20 protein-coding genes are annotated in these 22,304 nt (G+C 64.7%); 13 read left to right on the top strand and 7 right to left on the bottom strand.

The genetic code is table 11. From position 1 onward, the window contains the following. Positions 1 to 32: 32 nt before the first annotated feature. Genes ROZ37_RS06400 through ROZ37_RS06390 form a run of 3 tightly spaced genes read right to left on the bottom strand, consistent with a single transcriptional unit; the run spans position 33 to position 2,754 of the window. Positions 33 to 1,250, bottom strand: coding sequence for an ABC transporter substrate-binding protein (locus ROZ37_RS06400; RefSeq protein ID WP_312658370.1), 1,218 nt, complete (start codon positions 1,248 to 1,250; stop codon positions 33 to 35). A gap of 27 nt (positions 1,251 to 1,277) precedes the next feature. Continuing rightward, on the bottom strand, positions 1,278 to 2,006 hold the full coding sequence (locus ROZ37_RS06395) for an ABC transporter ATP-binding protein (RefSeq protein ID WP_312658368.1): 729 nt from the start codon (positions 2,004 to 2,006) through the stop codon (positions 1,278 to 1,280). Beyond that, entirely contained in the window at positions 1,999 to 2,754 is a 756-nt protein-coding gene (locus ROZ37_RS06390) for an ABC transporter ATP-binding protein (RefSeq protein WP_312658366.1), read from the bottom strand. Before ROZ37_RS06390 ends, ROZ37_RS06395 begins: the two co-directional genes overlap by 8 nt. 408 nt (positions 2,755 to 3,162) lie before the next feature. On the opposite strand from ROZ37_RS06390, the gene ROZ37_RS06385 reads away from it, so the two are divergent. From ROZ37_RS06385 to ROZ37_RS06375, 3 genes are all read left to right on the top strand, one after another. Next, positions 3,163 to 3,348, top strand: coding sequence for a hypothetical protein (locus ROZ37_RS06385; RefSeq protein ID WP_312658365.1), 186 nt, complete (start codon positions 3,163 to 3,165; stop codon positions 3,346 to 3,348). Between the two features lie 18 nt (positions 3,349 to 3,366). Further along, positions 3,367 to 3,558, top strand: coding sequence for a hypothetical protein (locus ROZ37_RS06380; RefSeq protein ID WP_312658364.1), 192 nt, complete (start codon positions 3,367 to 3,369; stop codon positions 3,556 to 3,558). A gap of 80 nt (positions 3,559 to 3,638) precedes the next feature. After that, positions 3,639 to 4,160 (top strand): hypothetical protein, encoded by a 522-nt coding sequence (locus tag ROZ37_RS06375; protein WP_312658363.1) that lies wholly within the window; start codon positions 3,639 to 3,641, stop codon positions 4,158 to 4,160. A 10-nt stretch (positions 4,161 to 4,170) separates the two neighbouring features. On the opposite strand, the gene tssE is transcribed toward ROZ37_RS06375, so the two are convergent. The 4 genes from tssE to tssJ are packed head-to-tail and all read right to left on the bottom strand — an operon-like array spanning position 4,171 to position 7,387. Continuing rightward, entirely contained in the window at positions 4,171 to 4,647 is a 477-nt protein-coding gene (gene tssE, locus ROZ37_RS06370; RefSeq protein WP_312658362.1) for a type VI secretion system baseplate subunit TssE, read from the bottom strand. 18 nt (positions 4,648 to 4,665) lie between these two features. Next, complete coding sequence (gene icmH, locus ROZ37_RS06365) at positions 4,666 to 5,400, bottom strand: type IVB secretion system protein IcmH/DotU (RefSeq protein WP_312658361.1); 735 nt, start codon at positions 5,398 to 5,400, stop codon at positions 4,666 to 4,668. Continuing rightward, positions 5,397 to 6,746: a type VI secretion system baseplate subunit TssK gene (gene tssK / locus ROZ37_RS06360; RefSeq protein ID WP_312658360.1), complete on the bottom strand. Its 1,350-nt coding sequence runs from the start codon at positions 6,744 to 6,746 to the stop codon at positions 5,397 to 5,399. The genes icmH and tssK overlap by 4 nt, the downstream gene beginning before the upstream one ends. 23 nt (positions 6,747 to 6,769) lie before the next feature. Next, entirely contained in the window at positions 6,770 to 7,387 is a 618-nt protein-coding gene (gene tssJ, locus ROZ37_RS06355) for a type VI secretion system lipoprotein TssJ (protein WP_312658359.1), read from the bottom strand. Positions 7,388 to 7,779: 392 nt separating this feature from the next. Between tssJ and ROZ37_RS06350 the strand changes: the two genes are divergently transcribed. From ROZ37_RS06350 to ROZ37_RS06305, 10 genes are read left to right on the top strand one after another with little or no spacing between them, the layout of a single operon-like run. Continuing rightward, on the top strand, positions 7,780 to 8,352 hold the full coding sequence (locus ROZ37_RS06350; RefSeq protein ID WP_312658358.1) for a M15 family metallopeptidase: 573 nt from the start codon (positions 7,780 to 7,782) through the stop codon (positions 8,350 to 8,352). A gap of 32 nt (positions 8,353 to 8,384) precedes the next feature. Further along, complete coding sequence (gene tssM, locus ROZ37_RS06345; RefSeq protein ID WP_312658357.1) at positions 8,385 to 12,083, top strand: type VI secretion system membrane subunit TssM; 3,699 nt, start codon at positions 8,385 to 8,387, stop codon at positions 12,081 to 12,083. A 12-nt stretch (positions 12,084 to 12,095) separates the two neighbouring features. After that, a complete protein-coding gene (tagF, locus tag ROZ37_RS06340) occupies positions 12,096 to 13,118 on the top strand; it encodes a type VI secretion system-associated protein TagF (RefSeq protein ID WP_312658356.1) in 1,023 nt (340 codons plus the stop codon). 45 nt (positions 13,119 to 13,163) lie between these two features. After that, positions 13,164 to 13,679 (top strand): type VI secretion system contractile sheath small subunit, encoded by a 516-nt coding sequence (tssB, locus tag ROZ37_RS06335; protein ID WP_312658355.1) that lies wholly within the window; start codon positions 13,164 to 13,166, stop codon positions 13,677 to 13,679. After that, complete coding sequence (gene tssC, locus ROZ37_RS06330; protein ID WP_312658354.1) at positions 13,676 to 15,166, top strand: type VI secretion system contractile sheath large subunit; 1,491 nt, start codon at positions 13,676 to 13,678, stop codon at positions 15,164 to 15,166. The genes tssB and tssC overlap by 4 nt, the downstream gene beginning before the upstream one ends. A gap of 53 nt (positions 15,167 to 15,219) precedes the next feature. Next, complete coding sequence (locus tag ROZ37_RS06325) at positions 15,220 to 15,717, top strand: type VI secretion system tube protein Hcp (protein ID WP_312658353.1); 498 nt, start codon at positions 15,220 to 15,222, stop codon at positions 15,715 to 15,717. A 47-nt stretch (positions 15,718 to 15,764) separates the two neighbouring features. Further along, positions 15,765 to 16,223, top strand: coding sequence for an OmpA family protein (locus ROZ37_RS06320; RefSeq protein ID WP_312658352.1), 459 nt, complete (start codon positions 15,765 to 15,767; stop codon positions 16,221 to 16,223). Next, a complete protein-coding gene (locus tag ROZ37_RS06315; protein WP_312658351.1) occupies positions 16,111 to 18,969 on the top strand; it encodes a type VI secretion system Vgr family protein in 2,859 nt (952 codons plus the stop codon). Before ROZ37_RS06320 ends, ROZ37_RS06315 begins: the two co-directional genes overlap by 113 nt. Before the next feature lie 39 nt (positions 18,970 to 19,008). Beyond that, positions 19,009 to 20,724 (top strand): hypothetical protein, encoded by a 1,716-nt coding sequence (locus ROZ37_RS06310; protein WP_312658349.1) that lies wholly within the window; start codon positions 19,009 to 19,011, stop codon positions 20,722 to 20,724. Further along, positions 20,717 to 21,841, top strand: coding sequence for a T6SS immunity protein Tli4 family protein (locus ROZ37_RS06305; RefSeq protein ID WP_312658348.1), 1,125 nt, complete (start codon positions 20,717 to 20,719; stop codon positions 21,839 to 21,841). The genes ROZ37_RS06310 and ROZ37_RS06305 overlap by 8 nt, the downstream gene beginning before the upstream one ends. Positions 21,842 to 22,304 lie beyond the last annotated feature (463 nt).

The raw sequence follows: 22,304 nt of genomic DNA, 5'->3' as shown, positions 1-22,304 counted from the left end.
CAGGCGCCGACGGTCGCGGGCGGATCAGCGGGTTATTTCTTCACCAGCGGGCAGGTGCTTTCCGACAGCGGGATGAAGGCCTGGTCGGCCGGAATCACCTGGCGGATGTGGTAGTAATCCCACGGGTACTTCGACTCCGACGGCTTCTTCACCTGCGCGAGGTACATGTCATGGACCATGCGGCCGTCGATGCGCAGCTTGCCGTTCTTCGCGAAGAAGTCGTTGACCGGCATCTCGCGCATCTTCGTCATCACCGCCTTCGCCTCGTCGGTGCCGGCGGCCTTGACCGCCTTCAGGTAGTGGTAGACCGACGAATAGTTGCCGGCCTGCACCATCGTCGGCATGCGCTTCATCTTGTCGAAGAAGCGCTTCGACCACGCGCGCGTCTCGTCGTTGTAGTCCCAGTAGAAGCCGGTCGTCAGATACATGCCCTGGGTCGCGTCGAGGCCGAGGCTGTGGACGTCGGAGATGAACATCAGCAGGCCGGCGAGCGTCTGCTTCGGCGTGATGCCGAACTCCTTCGCCTGCTTGATCGAGTTGATCGTGTCGTTGCCGGCGTTCGCCAGTCCGATCACCTGCGCGCCCGACGCCTGCGCGCTCAGCAGGAAGGACGAGAAGTCGCTGCCCGGGAACGGGTGGCGGACGCTGCCGAGCACCTTGCCGCCGCTCTTCTTGACGACGTCCGACGTGTTCTTCTCGAGTGAATGGCCGAACGCGTAATCCGCGGTGATGAAGTACCAGGTCTTGCCGCCCTGCGCCACGACGGCCTTCGCGGTGCCGACCGGCAGCGAATACGTGTCATAGGTCCAGTGCGCGGTCGTGTCGTTGCATTGCTCGTTCGTGATCGGTGTCGAGCCGGCGCCCGAAACCAGCGTGACACGGTTCTTCTCGTTGGCGACCTTCATCACTGCGAGCGCGGTCGAGGTCGTCACGAGGTCGACGAGCGCGTCCACCTTCTGCGTGTCGATCCATTCGCGCGCCTTGTTCGCGGAAATGTCAGCCTTGTTCTGGTGGTCGGCCGAAATCATCTCGATCTTGAAGTCGGGCTTTTCCTTCGCGATGAAGTCGTCGATCGCCATCTGGGTGGCGGCGACCGTGCCCGGCCCGGCGAGGTCCGAATACGTACCCGACATGTCGGTCAGCACGCCGAACTTCACGACGCCGTCGCTGATCTTGGCTGACTGCGCGAAGGCAGGCCCTGCAACGATCACTGCCGCGGCGACCGCCGAAGCGAGAGCTCTCCGTTTCATTTGTCTCCTCCTTGTTGTTCTGTTGCGTCAAACGCCCAGCAGCTTCTGCAGCACGTGCATCTTCGCGTCGAGTTCCTCGCGCCTGACCGTCTCGACGACCCGTCCGTGCTCGATGACGTAATGCCGATCGGCGAGCGGCGCGGCGAAGCGGAAGTTCTGCTCGACCATGATGATCGTGAGCCCCTTTTCCTTCAGCTTCGTGATGACGCGCCCGAGTGTTTGCACGATCACCGGCGCGAGGCCTTCGGTGATCTCATCGAGCAGCAGTAGCCGCGCGCCGGTGCGCAGGATCCGCGCCATGGCGAGCATCTGCTGCTCGCCGCCCGAGAGGCGGCTGCCCGGGCTGTGCCGGCGCTCGGAGAGATTCGGGAACATCTCGTAGATCTCGTCGAGCGACATCCCGCTGCTGTTCACCGTCGGCGGCAGCAGCAGGTTCTCCTCGGCCGACAGGCTCGCGTAGATGCCGCGTTCCTCCGGGCAGTAGCCCACGCCTAAGTGCGCGATGCGGTGCGTCGGCAGACCGATGACCTCGCGGCCGTTGATCATCACCGAGCCGCTGCGCCGGCCGACGAGTCCGAGGATCGCCTTCAGCGTCGTCGTGCGGCCGGCGCCGTTGCGGCCGAGCAGCGTCACGAGCTCGCCGCGGTTAACGTCGAAGTCGATGCCGTGAAGGATGTGCGATTCGCCGTAGAACGCGTGGAGCTTGCTGACGCGCAGCATCTCGACGGCGGCGCCGCGCTCGCTCGCGTCACGCATGTTGCGTCCCCATGTAGGCCTCGAGGACCCGCGAGTCCGCCGATACCTGTTCGTACGGCCCCTCGGCGAGCACCGCGCCGCGCTGCAAGACGGTGATCGTGTCGCACAGATCGGACACGACGCCGAGGTTGTGCTCGACCATCAGCACGGTGCGATTCGCCGACACGCGCTTGATCAGGTCGGCGACGCGGCCGACGTCTTCGTGGCCCATGCCCTGCGTCGGCTCGTCGAGCAGCAGCAACTCCGGGTCGAGCGCCAGCGTCGTCGCGATTTCGAGCGCGCGTTTGCGTCCGTAGGGCAATTCGACCGTCATCGTGTCGGCGAAGGACTGCAGGTCGACGGCGGCGAGGAGTTCGGCGGCGCGCCCATTCAGGACGTCCAGACTCTTCTCCGAGCGCCAGAAGTGGAAGCTCGTGCCGAGTTTGCGCTGCAAGGCGACGCGCACGTTCTCGAGCACGGTCAGGTGCGGAAAAACCGCGGAGATCTGGAACGAGCGCACGACGCCGCGTCGCGCGATCTGCGCGGACTTCTCGCCGGTGATGTCATGGCCGTTGTAGTGGATCGTGCCGCGGGTCGGCGTCAGGAACTTGGTCAGCAAATTGAAGACCGTAGTCTTGCCCGCGCCGTTCGGCCCGATCAACGCGTGGATCGAGCCCCTGCGCACCCGCAGGTTTACATTGTCGACGGCGATGAAACCCTTGAATTCCTTGGTCAGGTTTCGCGTCTCGAGGATGAAATCGCTGCTCATCGGGTCCGGCAGATCCTGTCCCGCTATCGAAGCTGAACTGTGCCGCCAGCAGGTGCGCGGCGCCAAACGACATCCACATACGGCTCCGACTTATCGAGCGGCGATAAGTCGTCATGTTGAACGCATATGGAATTTCGATCCTTTGCTGCCGGGCTAAGTTAACACCGGGCATCGGAAAGCGTCAATGCGACGCGGCTAGGGGTGTACCCGCATCGGAAGCCGCTCCGAACATTGCGCGACCGGGGCAGGGAACGGCTTTTGCATCGCGGCTTCGGCTGTGCCGGACCGCGGCTCGAGCGTCTATCACGCCCATGCGCTCCGTCGCCTGCGGCAGCACGCAAACCGCGTCGCCGACCAGCATCCGCTAGCCCGGGAGTGGGGAGTGGAAAGGGAAGAAGGAGGAAAGAGATGAGCAACGAGAGTACCCGGCCGACCAAGCCGGAAACGCATCCGGGGGACCAGGCACCGCCAGGAACGCCCGGCACCGGCGAGAACACCTGCCGGACCTGCCAGGGAACCGGCAAGGTCAATGGCAAACCCTGCGCCAACTGCGACGGCACCGGTGTCGTCATCGAAGGCATCGGAGGTGCGTAAAGCGAGGAGGATCACGACATGGCGAACCGACCCCAACCCGACAAGACCCACGACCCGCAGCGTGCGGGCCACCACCGCGCCGGCGGCATGGCCGGCGAGGATGCGCGCGGCGACGCGAGCAAGCAGCGCGAAAACCAGGAGCGGATCGGCGTGACGCCCGAGCACAACACCGAGGAGATGGAGAAGAAGCACCGCGGGACTTTCCCGTAATCGCGGTGTCTTCTGTAGACGGCCCAGCCGTCCACGGCGAAGCGCGCCGATCCCGAAACTTGCCGACGAGGAGAATTGCGATGGAGCATTACTTGCACAGGGTGTTGGGGATCTACGAGACGCGAGTCGAAGCACAGGCGGCACGGGATCGCCTCGTCGAGCGAGGGCTCGCTCCGGACAAGGTGAAGGTCTTCGCGTCGTTCCGCCAGAGCGACCGCGAGGCGCTTTCCGCCGACAGCGATGACGTGCTGAAGGAAGTGTTGCGCGAGACCGCGATCGGCACGGTCGTCGGAACCGCGGCGGGAGCCGTCGGCGCAGTCGCGATCGCCGCGGCAAACCTCAGCCTGTTCGTCGCGAGTCCGTTGCTCGCCCCGCTGGCAATGCTCGGCTGGGGCGCGAGCGCCGGTGCGATCGTCGGCGGCGCAGCGGGCGCGCAGCGGAACAAGGGCGACGTCTCCGATCTCGTCAAGGACGCGCTATCGAAGGGTCACGTGATCCTGCTCGCTCACACGATAAGCGAGGATCAGACGACGGCCGCGCGCGAAGTCATCGGCGAGTCGATGGCCGAGTTGAACGCGGCGCCGGATGCCGCAGGTGCCTGACTTCGTCGCGTCACTCCTCCACGCGGTAGGCGGAAGACGCAAGGTCGAGCACCGCGTCGAAGCGGACCGGGGCTTCGTAGGGCCTGCGGAGCACCGCCTCGACGCGAAAGCGCAGTTTGCGCTCGGCGCCGGGGAGCGCGTCGAGCGTCACGCGGACTCGTGTCAGCCTCGGCTCGTGCGCTCCGATCGTCCGCCGCACCCGTTCCCGCAGCGTTTCGCAGTCGTCGGTACTCAGGAGGCTCAGTCCGCTGAAGTCGGGAATTCCGAACGTGAGCATCGATTGCGCCGCGAACGGAAACGCGTCGATTGCAGCGAGGTCGCTGGCGCGCGTGTTGAGAAGCGCTTCCAGGTCACGGGCGAGCGCGGCCTTCGCCCCGGTCGCGCCCAAAGGCGGGGGAGCGGCATCCAACGTCGTGTCCGGCTCGTCGTCGAGAAGGCGGTCCAGTAACGAGGGCAGCCCTCGGTCCGGCCCGCGAGCGGTCTTCATCGGCTCACCTCGGATGCTTCACAGACCGAACAGATCGTCGAGCCGGTTATCCAGCAGCGTGCCGTAGGCGAGGACCATCGCCGCCGCCACGGCGGCCAGCAGCGCGAAATAGAGCCAGATCGGCAGTTCGTTGCGAAGGTAGGCCGGAAAGCGATGGGGGAGCTTCCAGTGCGGCGCGAATTCCGCCTTGCCGCCGCGTACCTGCCGGATGTCCTGCCCGACGCGCTGGGTAAGATAGGCGAGCTTCTCTTCCCCTTCGAGAAGATACTTCCCCTGGAAGCCGAGGAGGAGGCAGGTGTGGAAGACTTCGAGCGCCTCGATGTTCTGCGCCGGATCGACGCGCAATGTTTCCAGTCGCTCGAAAAACGCCTCGCCGGCGAGATGTTCTCCGAACAGCCGCAGCTGCAGCGGCATCCGCTCCCACTCCTCGCGAATCCCGAATTCCGAAGCCAGGACGATTTCGTCGAGCAGCGAACAGAAGGCGTATTTCGCGTGCTCGATCGCTTCGCCGGGCTTGCCGAAATTGTGCGCGTGGCGTTCGAAGTCGGCGAGAAAACCGTCGATGCGCTGAGTGAAGGTGCCGAGCGATTCGGGCGCGTTGCGGTCGCGCAGGAGGAACAGCAGATAGATGCCGTCTTCGAGCAGGCCTCGCAGTGTCGGGGTGTCGGGCGTGCCGACGGCGATCGGTCGGGACGGCCGGAACGATCCGTCCGACGGCGCGAATTCGTTGGCCAGGGAGAGAGAGGCGGTCATCGGAATACGGCGATCAGTTCCAGCTTGAGGGTGGCCAGCGTTTGCGGCACGTAGATGCATATCGAGCGTGCGCGCAGCATGCGCTCGAAAATCGCGCCCTGCGGTTCCAGCGCGAAGTAATGGTTGCCGACGCGCACCGGGATGGCCGCCGGTGTCTGCGCCGCGTGGGTCAGATTCACGCCGCGCAGCGCGGAGTTCAGGATCTTGTCGACATCGTCCGGAGCGCCGACCTTGAGCTTCAACGGGACGGTCTCGATGATCTGCGCCGCCGGAATCTCGCCCTGCACCGACAGGTAGAAGTCCACGCCCTCGACAAGCCGGTCTGACTCGATACGGCCGATATGGAACGACGGCCTCGGCGTGTCGAGCGGGATGACGGCGTAACGGGACGAGATCACCGTGTCGAGCAACTCGCGAATGCCGGTGTCGAGGACGTCGAGCGTCGCGAATAAGTCTTCGTGACGGTATCGCGGCAGGTCCGCGAGGGAACGGGTGCTCGAGAACGTCAGCAACTCGCCGTAGAGTTCGGCGAGTGCGAGATACAGCTCTTCGGGATGCAGTGGCGCGGCGTCGAAAAGATGGTTGAGGCGCGCGAAGTTGCGATTGACCGTATGCAGCAGCCAGAACGACGCGATATCGCTCGTGCCGTATTCGATCACGCTCTTCGTGCGCTCGCGGTGGATCCGCCCGAGGGCGTCGCTCTTCACGAGCAGGATGTCGAGCAGACGCCGGATCAGGCGCAGAGGCTGCGGCACCGCCCGGCAGCAGGTCATGGGCGGTAGCCAGTCGGCGTCGATGCGCCATTGGCCGCTCGCGTCCTTCACGACGCGCGCGATGGGCACGCACTCGTAGCCGTCGCGATTCTCCTCGGCCGCCATCAGGCGCAGGTCGAGCTCGAGCATCGTGATTTCCGCCTCCAGTGCCTCGGTGTAGAGGTCCGCCGTCATCGCGCGGCCGTTGCGAAAGCGCGGAGGGCGCGACGCGGTAACTTCACTGTCCCGGCTGTTGCGTCCATACGCGCTGAGGTCGGGAAGGCATGCATAAACGATCGTCGCGACGTCGACCTGTGCGATGTCGCCGAGATCGCGCGACGGCGGAAGCGGCTCGTACCCGGGCGAGACACAGCGCGTGCCGTCGCGAAACGTGACGTCGAGCCGGTCCACGCGGACCAGCCCGTTCTTCAGCGCAGCCTCGTCGAGATCGAGCGCGTCCACACCCCAGGCATGGCGTCGCAGCGACCGTACGCGTTCGATGATCGCGTTGTCATGAAATAGCGCCTGCTGCTGGAAATGTTGCGGGCGCAGGAACATTCCTTCGCCCCAAAGCACGCGTTTTGCCTTGAGCATCCTGCGCTCCCGTCCTGTCCGACCTAGCCCCTGCTCGCCGCAGGGCGGCAGCGCGGTTTGTGGCCGGGCTGTTGACCCGGAATGGCGAGCGCTGCGGGCTCCAACAGAGTCAGATGGCAGTCGTCTACCCGGAAGCGCAGTCCTTTCGCACTGATCGCTTGGGCGTCGACGAGAACGCGCCAGTGCTGGCTGTCCGGCTCGCGGAAGAGTCCGGCGATACCGAGGTAGCGGGCCTCGGGCGCGAGCGTCTCGACCTCCGAGCGGCTTCCTCCGGGCACCAGCAGGAGCTCGCGGCGCGACACGAGTTGGTCGCCGAAAAGCTCCCTGTCATCTTCAACTCGTGCTGCCGCATCGAACGTCAGAAGGTCGAACGCGCTCCGGTCCTTGAGCTGGTACAGGCGCACGACCATCGAAAGCGGCTCGCCGTCGACGTCGCGGTTAATGGTCGGCGCGGCGACCACATTGATCTGCAGGGAGGGTGGTTTCGTCGCGCAGCCGCCGACCGCAACCACGGCGGCCAGGATGGCGACGCCGCGGGCCGTCTTTAGAACGCGCCTGAACCGCTCGCGGGGGGCAAGAACGAACGCCGCGACGGGCGGCATGACGGTGCGGAATACCGGCGGGGCGGCGACGGGCGACATCGGAAACCATGCTGGAGCAAGAGGGTGAGCGGGTGCCGAGAGCGGCAAAGCGGCGATTTTATGTCAATTGCAAATTGTTGTACATGTGACGCGTGAATAAAATATCATGCTATTCGCATTTGACGGCGCCCCTTTGCGGACGCTCGCCCATGTCCAAAAACCCTCCACTTCTCATGCATTCCCCCGCTTCCCTGTGGCTCTTTTCGGCGCTCGTCGGCTTGATTCTCGGTCTCGGCTGGATCGCCCGACGGTTTTTCTATGCGCCGCTCGCGGAGTCCTCCGTGCCGGCACGCAACGCGCCGTCGCCGCCGGTGGGAAGGGGTAGGGGTCGGTTGCGGGCGAAACTCGCAGCGCCGTTCGGTCGGCCGTCCGTGCGCTGGCTTTCACTCGTGATGCTCATCGTAGGTGGGATGGCCGCCTTTTCGGCAGGGCTCGCCGGCCGATTGCAGAGCGCCGTGCCGTCGTCCGACGCGGAGGCGCTGCGTCTTCCGTTCCGCTCAGACGCGGAGGTGCTCGTTTCGCCGCCGTTTTTACCGCCGTCGTCGTTCGTCTCGGACGCGAGGCCGACCCTCGCGACTGCGGATCGGGACTGGGGGAGGCTCGAACCGCGTTTCGCGCGTGCAGTGCTCGACATCGCGGCGAAGATGGAGCGGCGGGGCTATCCGGTGGTGCTGATCGAAGGCTATCGCTCGCCGGAACGCCAGGACCTTCTGGCCGACAGTGAGCAACGGCTGACGCAGGCGCGCGGCTTCCAGAGCAGGCACCAGTTCGGACTGGCCGCGGACCTCGCGCCGCTGCGGGACGGACGGATCATCCTGTCCGAGCGTGACCCGTGGGCGTGGCAGGCCTACCAGGCGCTCGGCGAGGAGGTCGAGGCCGCCGGGCTGGTATGGGGCGGACGCTGGTCGCTGCGCGACTACGGTCATGTCGAGTCGGCAAATCGGCCCCTGACGACCGGGGGCTGAGCAGTCCCCTTTCTTTCTGCAGATTCAAGACGATGAACAAAAGATTCAATATCGCCGCACTTGCGGCAGGTACCGGCTATTTGCTGATTGCGGCACTGATCTGGTATGTCGGTCCGTTGTTCGGCTTGACTAGCACGTCATCGCGCGTGCTCGGCATCGTCATCTTCGTCGCGATCGGCGTTGCAGCGCTGATCGGCCGCAGCATTCTCGCGCGACGCTCCGGGGGCCTCATAGCGAAGATGCTGCAGCGCCAGGCCGACGAGGCGGTCATCGACGCCCGGCCCGAGCGGCGCGCCGAAGTCGCGGCGCTGCGTCAGGGCCTGCTGTCGGCGATCGCCACCCTCCGGCAGTCGCGCATTGGCGACGCAGGTGGAAATGCGGCGCTGTACGAGCTGCCCTGGTACATGGTCATCGGTCACCCGGCGGCCGGGAAAAGCAGCGCGGTTCAAAACTCCGGGCTGACCTTCCCGCTCGCAGACAAGCACGGCGTCCAGGGCGTCGGAGGCACCCGTCACTGCGACTGGTTTTTCGCCGCGGAGGGGGTGCTGCTCGATACGGCCGGGCGTTATGCGACGCAGAGCGAGGATCGCGCCGAATGGCTTGCGTTCCTGAAGTTGCTGAAGCGCCATCGCTCGCGCGCGCCGGTAAACGGAATTCTCGTCGCCGTCAGCCTCACGGAACTCGCTGATTGGCGCTCGGAGCGCTTCGCCGTGTACGCGCGCCAGATCCGCGAACGCATCCACGAGATCGACGTGGCCTTCGGCCTTCAGGTTCCGATCTACCTCGTGGTCACGAAGCTCGACCTGCTCGCCGGCTTCGCGCAGTTCTTCTCGCACCTTTCTCCCGACGAGCGGAGCGGAGTATGGGGGGCGACGCTCGCGCACGACCAGGGCGACGACTTCGACGCGGAGCGGGTCGTCGGCCAGCATTTCGATGCGCTGTGCGAGGGACTGCGCGAGATGAGCGACGAGCGGCTCCGGACGAATCGCGGTCGCCGCTCCGACGCGTCGCTGTTCGCGTTTCCGATCGAGTTCCGTGCGCTTCGCGATGCGTTGTGCCGCTTCGTCGCGCTACTGCACGAGGACGATCCCTACCACTCCCGCCTGTTGTTGCGCGGCTTCTATCTGACGAGCGCGCTGCAGCACGGGAGCCCGCAGGTCGCTGCGGCCGCGCGGGTGGGGGAGCGTTTCGGTATCGCCCGCGGCGGCTTGGAAAGCAGGCAGACGCCGACGTCCCACAGCTATTTCCTGCGCGACCTTTTCGGCGAAGTGCTCTTCCCGGATCAGCACCTCATCGCGCGCCAGACCCGGCCGGCCCGCAACCGCTGGCGGTTCGCGGGTCTGGCTGGCGGGCTGACGATGCTCGCCGTGCTGTCGGCGGGACTGACGTGGGCTTTCGTCGGCAACCAGAAGCTGATCGAGGCGGCGCATACCGAATCGCAGCAGGCCACCGAACTGATCGCGAGCGCGCATCTCCTGGACCGCCTCGAAGGGCTCGTGCTGCTGCAGCGGCGCCTGGAGGAGTTCCAGCGCTACCGCGAGCACGGGCATCCGTGGCGCATCGGGATGGGGCTATACCGCGGCGAGCCCCTCGAGACGGTGTTGCGAAAGCAGTATTTCGCGGGCCTGCGAACGGTGATGCTCGCGCCGGTGAAGGCGAGTCTGGAAGAGACCCTGTCGGGGAGCGGGCCGGCTCCCCAGCTCGCGCAGGCGCGCGCTCCCCGAAACGCCAGCCGTCCGGTGCCGCCGCCCGCGTCCTCCCGGCTACCGATCATTCCTCTTCGCGGGATGGCCGTCGCGCCCTCCGAAATGCCGCCGCCTGTCGCAGCCGAGGCAGTCACCGAACCGGTCCGGCCGCGTCCGAAAGGCAATGGCGCCAATCTCGAACACAGCTACAACGCACTCAAGACCTACCTGATGCTGCACGAGCAACGGCGCATGGAAGAGGCGCACTTGAGCGACCAGCTGCCGCGTCACTGGCGTCCGTGGCTGGAGCAGAACCGTGGTGAGCACGATACGGCGGCGGTCATCGCGCTGGCGGAGCGGGTCGCCGCGTTCTACATCGCGCAGATCGGGGCGCCGGATCTGCCGTTGATCGACAACGAGCAGCAGGTGATCGAGCGCGCGCGCGGCGCCTTGCGCGGTTCGCTGCAGCAGATGTCGGCCACCGAGCGCGTCTACAACGAATTGAAGACGCGCGCAAACACTCGCTTCGCGCCGCTTTCGGTGTCGCGCATCCTCGCCGGCAAGGACGCGGGCATCGTCGGCGGCAGCGTCGTCGTCCCGGGAGTGTTCACGCGCGAAGCCTGGGAGCAGTACGTGCGCGGTGCGCTGCGCGACGTCAGCCGCGGCGGGATCAAGAGTGACGACTGGGTCCTCGCGCTGGCGCACGAAGACAGCTTGGGCGACGGGGCCGTTGCGGAAAAGAACCGGCTCGAGCTCGAAGCGCTGTATCGCGACGACTATGCCCGGGCCTGGACTGCATTCCTGCAAGGGATCGCGGTGCTCGAACAGGGCGGACTGGCCGAGACGGCCGACGCGCTCGCGCGGCTCGCCGATCCGCCGTCTTCCCCGATCCGATTGCTGCTCGCGCGGATGGCGCACGAAACTTCCTGGGACAACGAGCCGGGGGCGACGTCTGCGCCCGGGGGGGCGTCGACTGGAGCAGACGGACTGTCGGTGCCGGCACCGCATCCGCCTCGGCGCGGCGAGCTCGGGCGGGAGTTCGAGACCGTCGCGGCGATCGCCGGCGAGGGCGACGCGGCTTCGATGATGGCAGGCTATCTGGAACAACTCGCGCGCGTGCGGGGGAGGCTCGTGGCGGCGGCCGCTCACGACGACCCGGCTTCCGTCGCGCGGCAACTGATGCGCTCGACCCTCGACGGGTCGGGATCGGAGCTCGCCCAGGCACTGCAGTATGTCGACGGGGTGATGCTTGCGAGCGCGAACGAAGCCTCCCGGCGCATGCTGCGGCCGGTTCTGGTCCGTCCGCTGATCCTCGCCTATGGTGCGCTGATCCCCCCGGTCGAGCAGGACCTCAACCTGGCCTGGCAGCGCGAGATCTATCCGTCGTGGCGCACGCTTGCCGACAAGTATCCGTTCAGCGACACCGAGCACGACGCGGCGCTCGCCGACATCGCCCGCTTCATGCGAGCGGATGGAACGCTCGTGCGCTTCGTCGACCGGCATCTCGAGGGGCTCGTTGTGCGCCGCGGCGAGCAGATGGCTCCGCGGACGTGGGGCAACCAGGGGCTGCGCTTCAATGCGTCGTTCCTGTCGGGTGTCGGTCGCCTGTCCGTTCTCGGAGACAAGCTGAGCGAGGACGGCGCCGAGGGACGCTTCGAATTGCAGCCTGTGCCGACGCCCGGCCTGAGCGAAATCAGCGTCGAGATCGGCGGGAAGATGCTTCGTTACCGCAATGGGCCGCAGCCGTGGCAGGAGTTCAAGTGGCCGGGAGAGGACGACCGCCGCGGCGCCCGCATCCAGGTCGTCGACTTCGGCGGTGCGGTCGCCGTTGTCGCGAACCAGGCGGGCAGGATGGGCTTCCTTCGCCTCCTCGGCGACGCGAGCAAACAGGAGCTCGGTGACGGCACCGCGCAGCTCGCGTGGCGGGTCGAAGGAGAACGCGGAGACCGCGTCGTGAAGCTGCGCTTTCGCAATCTTGCCGGCGTCAGCCCGCTCCAGCTCTCCAGCTTGCGGCGGCTCAGCTTGCCCGAGCGGATCACGCCCTGAGGTCGCCAACCCATGTCCATCGGTTTCATCCGTGGCCGCGAGGTGCAGCCGCAGTTCGCGATCTTCGGCAAGGTCGCACGGCGCGACGATTTCGTTCGCGTGAATGCCGATCACTCCGCTGTCGTCGATTTCGACACGCTTCTCGGAAAGAGTCTCGCCTGGTCCTCGGCCGAACCCGGCTGGACCGATGAATCGTATCTGGCCCGGGGCTGCAGCGAATTCCACTTCGGGTCGGACGACGGACGGAGCGCATTCTTCGGTGTCCTGCGCCCGAGTCGCGATCGCGCCGGCCGGCTCTACCCGCTCGTCGCCGGCGTCGTGTTGCCGGCGTTGCGGGTCGGGTCGCTGGATGCCGAGCGGGCGGTCGCCAACGAGCTGTTCCTGCTGGGGTTGCGCGAGCAACTCGACAGCGCGGTCGCCAACGCGAGCGAACTGATCGCGTGCCGCCAATATCTCGAAGCGCATGTCGCGCTCCTCGCTGGACGCGCTTCGGACTTCGAGCTCGCGAGCACTGTTCTCGCGCGTCACCTGCACCGGACGCCGGCAGCCTCTCTGCAGCGCGACCTGCTCGATGCCACGCGCGGGCCGCTCGAAGCGCACCTGCTCGCCTTCCTGTTCTACGTCTCGCTCGCGCGGCGTTACGCGGGAAGCGCACCGCGGCAGGTCATGTTGCTGCCGCTTCCGGCCCGCGCCGGGGAGGATGCCCTCGGCTGGGGCGCTTGGCTTGCCCTGTACCGTGCGGCGACGCGCGTGCAGGGCGCGCCGATACCGCAAGGTTTCGTCGTCGAACTCGCGGGGCGGCGCTACCTCGCGCTGGCGCCGCACGGCTTATCGGAGCGTTTTCTCGGGCTCCTGTGGGGCAGGCCGCCGGACGCGCCGAGTGTCATCGACATGCACGACGACACATCGCCTTGGTGCAGGCACCACGCCTACGTGGAAGCCGCGTACATCCTCGGTGGGCAGCTTGCCGACCCGTCGCTGAGCCTTCATGGCTTGTGCGGGATCCTCGAACAGCTCGCCTGCAGCATCGGTTGAAAATATGATAAACACATATATAATCCCGCGGCTGGAGGTATCCAAATGTCAAAAGAAAGTACCCAGAAAAAACTGTCGCGAGTCCGCCCGCCGCGCGTTCAGATCACCTACGACGTGGAGCTCGGTGACGCCATCGAAACCAAGGAGCTTCCGTTCGTGCTCGGCGTCCTCGGGGAATATTCGGGCCATGGCAGCCGTGATCTCCCGAAGCTCAAGGAGCGGCGTTTCGTCCAGGTCGATCGCGACAACTTCGACGAGGTGCTGAAGGGTATGGGGCCTCGACTCGAAATGCGCGTCGCCAATCGCTTGCGCGACGACGACACCCAGTTGGGGGTCGAACTCGAATTCAACGCACTGGCCGACTTCGAGCCGCAGAACGTCGTGCGCCAGGTCGAGCCGCTGCGCCGATTGCTGGAGGCACGGGAGCGGCTCGCCGAACTGCGCAACAAAATGGTCGCCAACGACCGGCTGGAGGAGTTGCTCGACGACGTGTTGCGCGATACCGCACGGCTGCGCGAGATACGTCCTGACGCGTCGCCGCATGGCGAGGAAAGGGAATGAGCGCCCAGATGCAGGCTCACGTAGCCGCCGCCTCCGCGCCGCTCGTAGCGTCCAACGCGTCGCTGCTCGACACCATCATCGAACAGAGCCGAGTCGCGACCAGCGACTCCGAACGAACCCGCGCTCACGATCTCATCGGCGAACTCGTCGATCAGGTGCTAGCAGGTGCCGTCGCCGTGAGCGGGGATCTCGCGGCGAGCATAGACGCGCGAATCGCCGAGATCGACGCGCTCCTTTCCGGCCAGCTCAACGAAATCCTCCATGAGCCCGACTTCCAGGCGCTCGAGGCGTCGTGGCGGGGTTTGAAGCACCTCGTCGACAAGTCCGAAACGGGCACGATGCTGAGATTGAAGGTGCTGAACGTCTCCAGAAAGGACCTGGTGAAGGACTTCCGGGCGTCGCCCGACTTCGACCAGAGCGCGCTGTTCAAGAAGATCTACGAAGAAGAGTACGGTACGTTCGGCGGCGCGCCGTATGCGGCGCTCATCGGCGACTACGCGTTCTCCCGTCATCCGGAAGACCTCTATCTCCTCGAGCAGCTGTCTCACGTCGCCGCGGCCGCCCATGCTCCGTTCATCAGCGCCGCTGCGCCGGCGCTCTTCGGCATCCAAAGCTTCGCCGACATCGGACGGCCACGGGATCTCGCGAAGATTTTCGATACTGTCGAGTACGCGAAGTGGAAAGCGTTCCGCGATTCCGAGGATGCGCGCTACACCGGTCTCGTGTTGCCGCGGGTGCTTGGGCGGCTACCTTACGGGGCCGAGACCTGCCCCGTCGATGCGTTCGATTTCGAGGAAAACGTCGATGGCACCGAGCACGACAAGTACCTCTGGACCAACGCCGTCTATGCATATGCGGCGCGGCTGACCGAGGCGTTCGCCCAATTCGGCTGGCTGGCGGCGATCCGCGGCGTCGAAGGGGGAGGGCTGGTTGACGGACTTCCCGCACACACTTTCCGCACCGATGACGGCGAAGTGGCGCTGAAGTGCCCCACCGAAGTGGCGATTACCGACCGTAGCGAAAAGCTCCTCGCCGACCTCGGCTTCATTTCGCTCGTGCATTGCAAGAACACCGACTACGCGTCGTTCTTCAGCGGCCAGTCCGCGCAGAAGCCGCGAAGCTACAACACCGACGCGGCCAACGCGAACGCGCGCCTATCGACCCAACTGCCCTACATCTTCGCGGTGTCGCGCATCGCGCATTACATGAAGTCGATCATGCGCGACAAGATCGGCAGCTTCGCTTCGCGGCAAAACGTCCAGGATTTCCTCAATGCCTGGCTCGCGCAGTACGTGCTGCTCGACGACTCGGCGTCGCAGGAAGCGAAGTCGAAGTATCCGCTTCGCGAAGCACGGGTCGACGTCGTCGAAGTTCCGGGCAAAGCAGGCGTCTATCGCGCCGCCGCCTTTCTGCGCCCCCATTTCCAGCTCGACGAACTGACGATTTCGCTCCGCCTGGTCGCCGAACTCCCCAAGGCGGTCCGCTGAGTCGTGAACCCGCCCCTCCTCATCATCCCTTACCACCATTTCTGGAGATCAGTATGGCATTCGACGCATTTCTCAAGATCGACGGCATTCCGGGCGAATGCACCGACGACAAGCACAAGGACTGGATCGAGATCCTGTCTTTCGCGCACGGCATGGAGCAGCCGGCCTCGGCGACCGCCAGCTCGGTTGGCGGTGCGACCGCCGAACGCGTCAATCATGGAACTTTCGATATCGTGCATCTGCTCGACAAGTCGAGCCCCAAGCTCTACGAAGCCTGCTGCACCGGCAAGCACATCAAGGAGGTCGTCCTCGAGTTGTGCCGTGCGGGCGGCGACAAGGTGAAGTACATGGAAGTGAAGCTCGAGCAGGTGCTGGTATCACGCGTGCAATCCGGCGGGGCAGCGAATGACCAGGGCTTCCCGCAGGAAAGCGTGAGCTTCAGCTACGGCAAGATCCGCTGGACCTACACACAGCAGAAGCGCGAAGACGGTGCGGGCGGCGGAAACGTCGGCGCGGGCTGGGATCTCACCGCCAACAAGGTCATTGCATGAGCGGTTTCCCCTTCCGTCCCGCGGCCGTTCCGCGGGGGATCTGCTCGGTGCCCGGCCCGAAGCCGCTGGTCCGCGCTGCAGCCGCTGTCCTCTGCGCAGCGCTGCTCGGCGCGTGCGCAACCGCACCGGCGCCGCTCGCCTCGCAGGAGCCGGACGCCACCAGTGAGCGTACGGTCGAGGCGCCGCGCAACGAGGAAACCCGCGGTGAGAAGCGCCACGCGGACCGACGCCCGCAGTTGTTCCACTTCGACAAAATGAGCGTCAGCCTCTCGGAAGGTGAGAAGGCGAACGTCGCTGCGCTTGCCGAGCAGGCGAGGAGCGCAGACTCGATCCTTATCCGTGGCTATTGTGACCGCACCGAGGTCGGCAACGCGAAGGACGCGGCAATCGCGCGTGCGCAGGCAGTACGCAAGGTCTTGCTCAAGGCCGGCGTGCCTGCCCGTTCGATGCGAGTCCGGTACAACACGGAACGCAAGATGCACGCGGCCGAGGTCGAGTTGCAGTGACGGCGGCCGTCGATGCGCGCGGGCGAGCGCGATCCGCCGCCCGCGGCGGTCCGGTTCTCCGCCGCCCATTTACCGCCGCGCCAAGCGCCTGACGACCGTGCGTCCCGAACTCCTCGCCTCCTTCGCGAGCGCCTTCACGCAGGCGCAGCGGCTGCTCACTCTCGAGCTCGGCGACGGCTCGCATTTTCCGGGGCAGCTCCTGCCCCAATCGGTCGTCGGCGAGGAGGCGCTGTCATCGCCGTATCGGTACCGGCTGAGATGCCTCTCGCCCGATGCCGCCATCGAGCTCAAATACCTGTTGGGCCTGCCCACCGCTTTCGGAATCGTCGACGCTGGCGGCGGTACCGTGCGGCGCTGCGGAGTCATCAGCGAGGTCAAGCGACTGGCGGCTGACGGGGGATTTGCCGCCTATGAGCTGACGGTCGAGCCGCCGCTCGCCCTCCTGCGGCACCGGCACACCAGCCGCGTGTTCCAGGATCTTCCGGTTCCGGACATCGTCGAGTCCGTGCTCGCCGAACATCGAGCCGCGAACCCGGTCTTCGCCGCAGCGTTCGAGCTGAGATTCGATCTTGCTCGCACTTACCCCTCGCGCTCGTACTGCCTCCAGTACCGGGAGTCGGACCTCGCGTTCATCACCCGACTGCTCGCGGAGGAAGGGATCGGATATCGCTTCGAACATGGGCGCGGGGAAATGCCGCATGTCGCCTGTGTCGGTTTCGACGATCCGTATCGGCTGCCCCGCTCAGCCCAGGGAAACGTGCGCTTTCACCGCGCGGACGCAACCGAGGCCGAGGACAGCCTTACCGCGTGGGACGCGCAGCGCCGCCTCGGTCCCGCGGAGGCTGCGCTCGCAAGCTACGACTATCGCCGGCCTGGCCCGCTCGTCGCCGTCGAGGCGGCTGCGGTCGAGCAGGGAGCCGACGGGACGCGCGCTGAAGCGTCGCTGCAGGACTACGACGCGCCGGGGCTCTACTACGGGCGTGACGGCGACGAGCTCGCCCGCTACGCCCGCCTGCGGCAGCAGGCGCACGATGGCACGAAGAAGCGATTTTCGGGGGAAGGCACCGTGCGTGCCCTCGAAGCGGGCCACTGGTTCGTGCTCGCCGGCCATCCCGCGCATGAGCAGGATCCTCCCGAGACACGCGAGTTCGTTGTCACCGCCCTTCGCTTCACCGCCCACAACAACCTCCCCGACCCGCTTTCCCGCGCCCTCGGCGCGTCGGCGCCTACGCCATATCGCGCGAGCTTCGACGCCCAGCGCCGCGGCCTCCCTCTCGTGCCTGAGTTCGCGCACACGCCGCACGCCCGCCCCACCGCGGCCGGCCCGCAGACCGCCACCGTGGTCGGGCTCGCAAGCGAGGAAATCCACACCGACGTCCTCGGTCGGGTCAAGGTGCAGTTCCACTGGCAGCGTCCCGCCGAGCATCCTTCGTTCGGTGCGAACTTCGATGAGCGGTCTTCGTGCTGGCTGCGTGTCGCCTATCCCAGCGCCGGCGCACAGTGGGGCCACCAGTTCATTCCGCGCATCGGCCAGGAGGTGCTGGTCGATTTCCTCGAAGGCGACATAGACCGCCCGCTCGTCGTCGCGGTCCTGCACAACGCTCTCCATCCACCGCCCACCTTTTCAGGTGCCGGCAGCCTGCCCGCCAACCGTGCGCTTTCCGGAATCAAGAGCAAGGAATATCAGGGCTCGGGTTACAACGAACTCCTCTTCGACGACAGCACCGCCGAACTGCGCGCGCGACTCTCGTCCGAACATGCGAAGACCCAGCTCAATCTCGGCTGGCTCGGCCACCCGCGCACCGACGGTCGTGTGGAGCCACGGGGAGAGGGCGCCGAATTGCGAACGGACGCCGCGCTCGCGCTGCGTGCGGCGGAGGGGGTGCTGATTTCGGCGGATGGACGCCCCGGCGCGAGTGGCGGGCAGCTCGATCGAGCCGAGCTTGTCGGCCTTACCCGCACGCTCCAGTCGATCGTCGACCAACTCGGAGGGCTTGCCGAAACGCATCAGGCAGGCGGTACGGATGGAACACTGCTGGGGAAATTGGTTGATCGGCTGCAGAACTGGGAGCAGGGAACCAATACCGGCACGGGCAGTGGCGGCGGCGCACCCGTGGTCGCGGTCAGCGCCCCCGAAGGGATCGCGCTTGCAAGCGCTGACAACGTGTTGATCGGCGCGCAGCAGCACATCGATCTGGCCTGTGCGGGGAATACTCAGATTTCGGCCGGACGGCGATTATTGATGCGCGCAACCGAGTTGATCAGCGGCTTCGCTCATCGCGGTATCCAGCTCATAGCAGCGACGGAGAAACTGCAGCTTGTTACTCACAAGGACGACCTGGAGCTCGTTTCCGCCCGGCGAATCGTGCTTACGGCGGCCGACGAAATCGTTCTTCAAGCTCCGCGCATTCGACAGGTTGCCCAGGGTGCGCAGGTCGAGGTCGGCGGCGGAGCTATCGTGCAGAGCAGTAGCGGAGCCCACCAGATCCGATCAGCGAGCTTCAGCCAGACCGGGCCCGCCGGTGGGAGCGTCCCCGGCATGAACTTGCCGACAAGCATATTCACGACGGACGAAAAGTTTGTCCTCCGCATGCGCAACTCCGGATTAGCAGTGGTGGGACGCAGGTATTGCCTGGAACTCGACGACGGCACGCGCCTCGAGGGGCGCACCGACGAGCAAGGGCAAACCTCGTTGGCGGAAGCGGATGTAGTGCGTATCGCGCGTCTGACTGTATTTGACGACTGAGTAGTTGCTCTGCCATTTGAGGCTGCCGAGACCGTATAGATGATTAAGACACACGAAGCGGATCTGGTCCGTCCGGTGCTCGGACGCCTGAACGATGACGGTTCCATCACCGCCGGTTCGGTGACCTCTTCACCTGAGCTGAAGTTGCGCGCCCTGTGCCACGTGCTGCCGACGCGCGTCGTGCCGATCATCTTCCTGCCTGGAATCATGGGCACGAGGCTGCGCGTGCGAGGTCGGGAAAGGAAGTCCGCGTGGTTTCCGCCGGAAAACACCTGGGAGGAGATTGTGCAGGGGCTCGCGGGGCTTTTTCGCAACGCCGCCGCTCGTCAGCGTCTCCTCAATCCCGACACGACCGAAGTCGATGACAATGGACGAGCCAGTCCTTCGTCCGATGCCGCGACGCTTTTGGGGGACGCTCCTGGCGCAACCGATGCCGAGCGGGGGAAATGGCGCGGTTGGGGGCAACTCCATGCAGACAGCTACAAGGAAATTCTGCATACGCTTGAAGTGCGCCTTGCTCACATGCTTGAAAACGGCCATGTGGTTACCCAGGATTGGCATGAAGCGGTGATGAAATGGCAAGACGCAGACAAGCTCGGTGCGCAGAAGGATTTCATCGCGCTCACGGAAGCGGATCTGCGGCGTGCGGCGGACGCCTTTTTGCCCGTACATGCGGTGGGCTACAACTGGCTTCAAAGCAACAAGACGTCCGCTGAACATCTCGCCCGCGAAATCGACCGCATCCTTGCCTACTACCGTAGTCGAAACAAAGACGCCGAGCAGGTGGTCCTGGTTACCCACAGCATGGGCGGGCTCGTGGCGCGTGCCTGCGCGCAGTTGCCCGGAATGCAGGAAAAGATCCTGGGTGTTGTCCATGGCGTGATGCCTGCGCTCGGTGCCCCGGCTACCTATAAACGCATTCGCGCAGGCTTCGAGGGACTCCCTCAATTAGTGCTTGGACGCAATGCGGCCGACTGCACGGCGGTAATGGCCAATTCTCCCGGTGCACTCGAATTGCTGCCGACGCGGCAGTATCGTGCCCAAAGCGGCGGGCAATCAGGTCATTGGCTCACTGTCGAGTACAACGGGCAGAAGCGGGCACTGGGCGAGGGCGATCCATATGCAGATATTTACCTTAGCGAGATGCGCGAGGCGTGGTGGCGGTTGATCAAGGAAGAGTTGATTAATCCGGCTGGTCGCAAAAAGCTGGAGGTCAGCCGGAAGGGGAGACAGGTTCAAGAAAAATTTAATATTTTTGGATCCGATTTTGATCGGTATGCGGAGAATATTGAATTCGCCGCAAAATTTCATACTTCCATTGAAAATCGATACCATCCTTGCTCGTTTGTCTTCTATGCAGCGGACCCGGAACACCCAGCTTGGAGCGAAGTCGTGTGGAAGGTCGGAAGGTCAAAAGTGGATGGCGAATACCTTAATGCTGCATTGGTCCACGACGATCTAAACGGTAAGGTCGAACTTTCGATTGGCGACGGGCAGTGCGATTTTAAGATTGATGGTCCGCGGGGCCTGGGAGATGGCACAGTATCACAGGAATCTGGCGCTGCCCCGGCGACTTATGCAGAGCAGATTTTTTGCCATGAAGGCAAGGCAAAGGGGCACACCAGCTATGACCATCAGATGGCCTACAGTTCCGATATCGCGCAGGCGGTAACTCTTTACTCTATATGTAAAATATTGGCCAGCGACGATTCCGTAGAAAGCCGAGTGTCCCCCGCCAAGAAAACGTATGAATAGGAAAGGATTAACAAAAGGCGCTGCCGGCGCACTGCTCGGGGCATTATTGGCAGTTTGCAGCGCGGAACCCAGTTATTTCATGAAAAATGCAATGCAAGATACCGCTAATCCTAGGGTCGCCACTTTTTGCATGGGGCGATTTCTGATTGATGTGCCAGAAGGAAGCAGTTTAATTGGCGGGAGCTATAAATATGGATTTTTTCAGGTGGAGAGGGTGGTCTTTCAGACCTTTGAAGAGTTTGAGAAAAATGTCGATGCTAAAGAGAAAGAGCTTCGGGCAATGAAGCATGAGAAAGAGTCTAGCCTTTTACGAAAGGTCACTCGGCCGGAAATTGGCGCCCGAGTGATGGCATTCAGAAAGCAAGACTTTACGACGAGAATGGTAAAGGTTGAAGGATATCGATGGGTGGACGGAGCGAGTGTCCTTCTCGACATTGATGCAAGCACTGAGAAGCAGGGCGTTGCCATGGCCGCTGTCGCTCGCTATTTATCTTCTTTCCGCCCCCGTTTGGAAATAGAAATTCCTAACGAGCCGGGCTACTGCTTCAAAAGTGGTTTCATCGCCAGTGAGGATTGGGAAAACGAAGAGGCGGGCGTCGACATCGACCTGCCCGATCACCCCGACGTCGTGCTGTCGATCGACATCTTTCCGCTCGCTTCGCACAAACACGACACGCCATTGCTCGACCGGGTGGGCGGCGTGTTGCAGGGTCTGGGCAACCTCGCTTCGGGTGTTCAGGTGCTGCGCAAGGGCGAGCGCCAGATCGGACCTTACAAGGGCCAGGAGTATCTGGTCTCGACCCCGGGCAGCGGCGGGTCGCGGGCGCATAGTTTCATCTGGGAGACGCAGGGCGAAGGCACCCTTGATACGCCCTTCATCAGCATCGAGTTTTCTTCCGGCCGCCAGGACGCTAATGGCAATCCGCAGCCGACGCGACTGACGAACGCGCAGGCGCTGCAGTTGTGGGATCGCATCGTGAGCAGTTTTCGACTACGCCCCACGGGAGGTACTGCGACAACAAGCGACGCGAGGCCCCCCAGGACGCCGCTTGGTACGGAACTCGTCACCGGTCGCAGTTGCCCCCAGGCAGGTTGGTGGGAATGCGACGAGGCCTGAGTGGCTTCCGAAGATCGGCGCCGCTACCTCAACGAGGGCGACACGATGCCCAAGGCTGCATTTCTTAGCAGCCCGGGCCTGTGGGACAAGTTGCGCGGTGTGCAGCCTGCCTATCGCGCGGCCGCCGTCTGGAAACTCGTGGCATACGACGAGGTGCCGAGGGATGAAGTAGCTCGGGCCGAAGGCGCGCGCCCCCACTCTGAGGAAAGTAGTCCGAATCCTGCCTGTGATCCCGAGTCCTCGGCCCCCGACCGGCTTGCGTAGGCGTGCGTGATTCATGCGCAGCGCTACGTTTGCTATGCAATTGCGCTCTTCCGCTAATGCTGGGCAGTGCGCTTTCCTGATTCAGCGGCTCACTGCAGACATCCGAACGGGCCGGCTACCACTCGTCAAGCGCGTGATGATGCGACCGAGTCGCAGCGTACGCGTCCCGCGCGTGATCATGGAACCATGTCCGGGGCAG

Origin of the sequence: Aromatoleum sp. (assembly GCF_032027225.1) — a bacterium.
Lineage (GTDB): Bacteria > Pseudomonadota > Gammaproteobacteria > Burkholderiales > Rhodocyclaceae > Aromatoleum.
This window is presented reverse-complemented; position numbering and strand designations above follow the sequence as displayed.

Coding starts and splice junctions, on each gene's coding strand:
- ROZ37_RS06400 (WP_312658370.1), bottom strand. CDS start 1,250: ATGAAACGGAGAGCTCTCGCTTCGGCGGTCGCCGCGGCAGTGATCGTT.
- ROZ37_RS06395 (WP_312658368.1), bottom strand. CDS start 2,006: ATGCGTGACGCGAGCGAGCGCGGCGCCGCCGTCGAGATGCTGCGCGTC.
- ROZ37_RS06390 (WP_312658366.1), bottom strand. CDS start 2,754: ATGAGCAGCGATTTCATCCTCGAGACGCGAAACCTGACCAAGGAATTC.
- ROZ37_RS06385 (WP_312658365.1), top strand. CDS start 3,163: ATGAGCAACGAGAGTACCCGGCCGACCAAGCCGGAAACGCATCCGGGG.
- ROZ37_RS06380 (WP_312658364.1), top strand. CDS start 3,367: ATGGCGAACCGACCCCAACCCGACAAGACCCACGACCCGCAGCGTGCG.
- ROZ37_RS06375 (WP_312658363.1), top strand. CDS start 3,639: ATGGAGCATTACTTGCACAGGGTGTTGGGGATCTACGAGACGCGAGTC.
- tssE (WP_312658362.1), bottom strand. CDS start 4,647: ATGAAGACCGCTCGCGGGCCGGACCGAGGGCTGCCCTCGTTACTGGAC.
- icmH (WP_312658361.1), bottom strand. CDS start 5,400: ATGACCGCCTCTCTCTCCCTGGCCAACGAATTCGCGCCGTCGGACGGA.
- tssK (WP_312658360.1), bottom strand. CDS start 6,746: ATGCTCAAGGCAAAACGCGTGCTTTGGGGCGAAGGAATGTTCCTGCGC.
- tssJ (WP_312658359.1), bottom strand. CDS start 7,387: ATGTCGCCCGTCGCCGCCCCGCCGGTATTCCGCACCGTCATGCCGCCC.
- ROZ37_RS06350 (WP_312658358.1), top strand. CDS start 7,780: ATGCTCATCGTAGGTGGGATGGCCGCCTTTTCGGCAGGGCTCGCCGGC.
- tssM (WP_312658357.1), top strand. CDS start 8,385: ATGAACAAAAGATTCAATATCGCCGCACTTGCGGCAGGTACCGGCTAT.
- tagF (WP_312658356.1), top strand. CDS start 12,096: ATGTCCATCGGTTTCATCCGTGGCCGCGAGGTGCAGCCGCAGTTCGCG.
- tssB (WP_312658355.1), top strand. CDS start 13,164: ATGTCAAAAGAAAGTACCCAGAAAAAACTGTCGCGAGTCCGCCCGCCG.
- tssC (WP_312658354.1), top strand. CDS start 13,676: ATGAGCGCCCAGATGCAGGCTCACGTAGCCGCCGCCTCCGCGCCGCTC.
- ROZ37_RS06325 (WP_312658353.1), top strand. CDS start 15,220: ATGGCATTCGACGCATTTCTCAAGATCGACGGCATTCCGGGCGAATGC.
- ROZ37_RS06310 (WP_312658349.1), top strand. CDS start 19,009: ATGATTAAGACACACGAAGCGGATCTGGTCCGTCCGGTGCTCGGACGC.
- ROZ37_RS06305 (WP_312658348.1), top strand. CDS start 20,717: ATGAATAGGAAAGGATTAACAAAAGGCGCTGCCGGCGCACTGCTCGGG.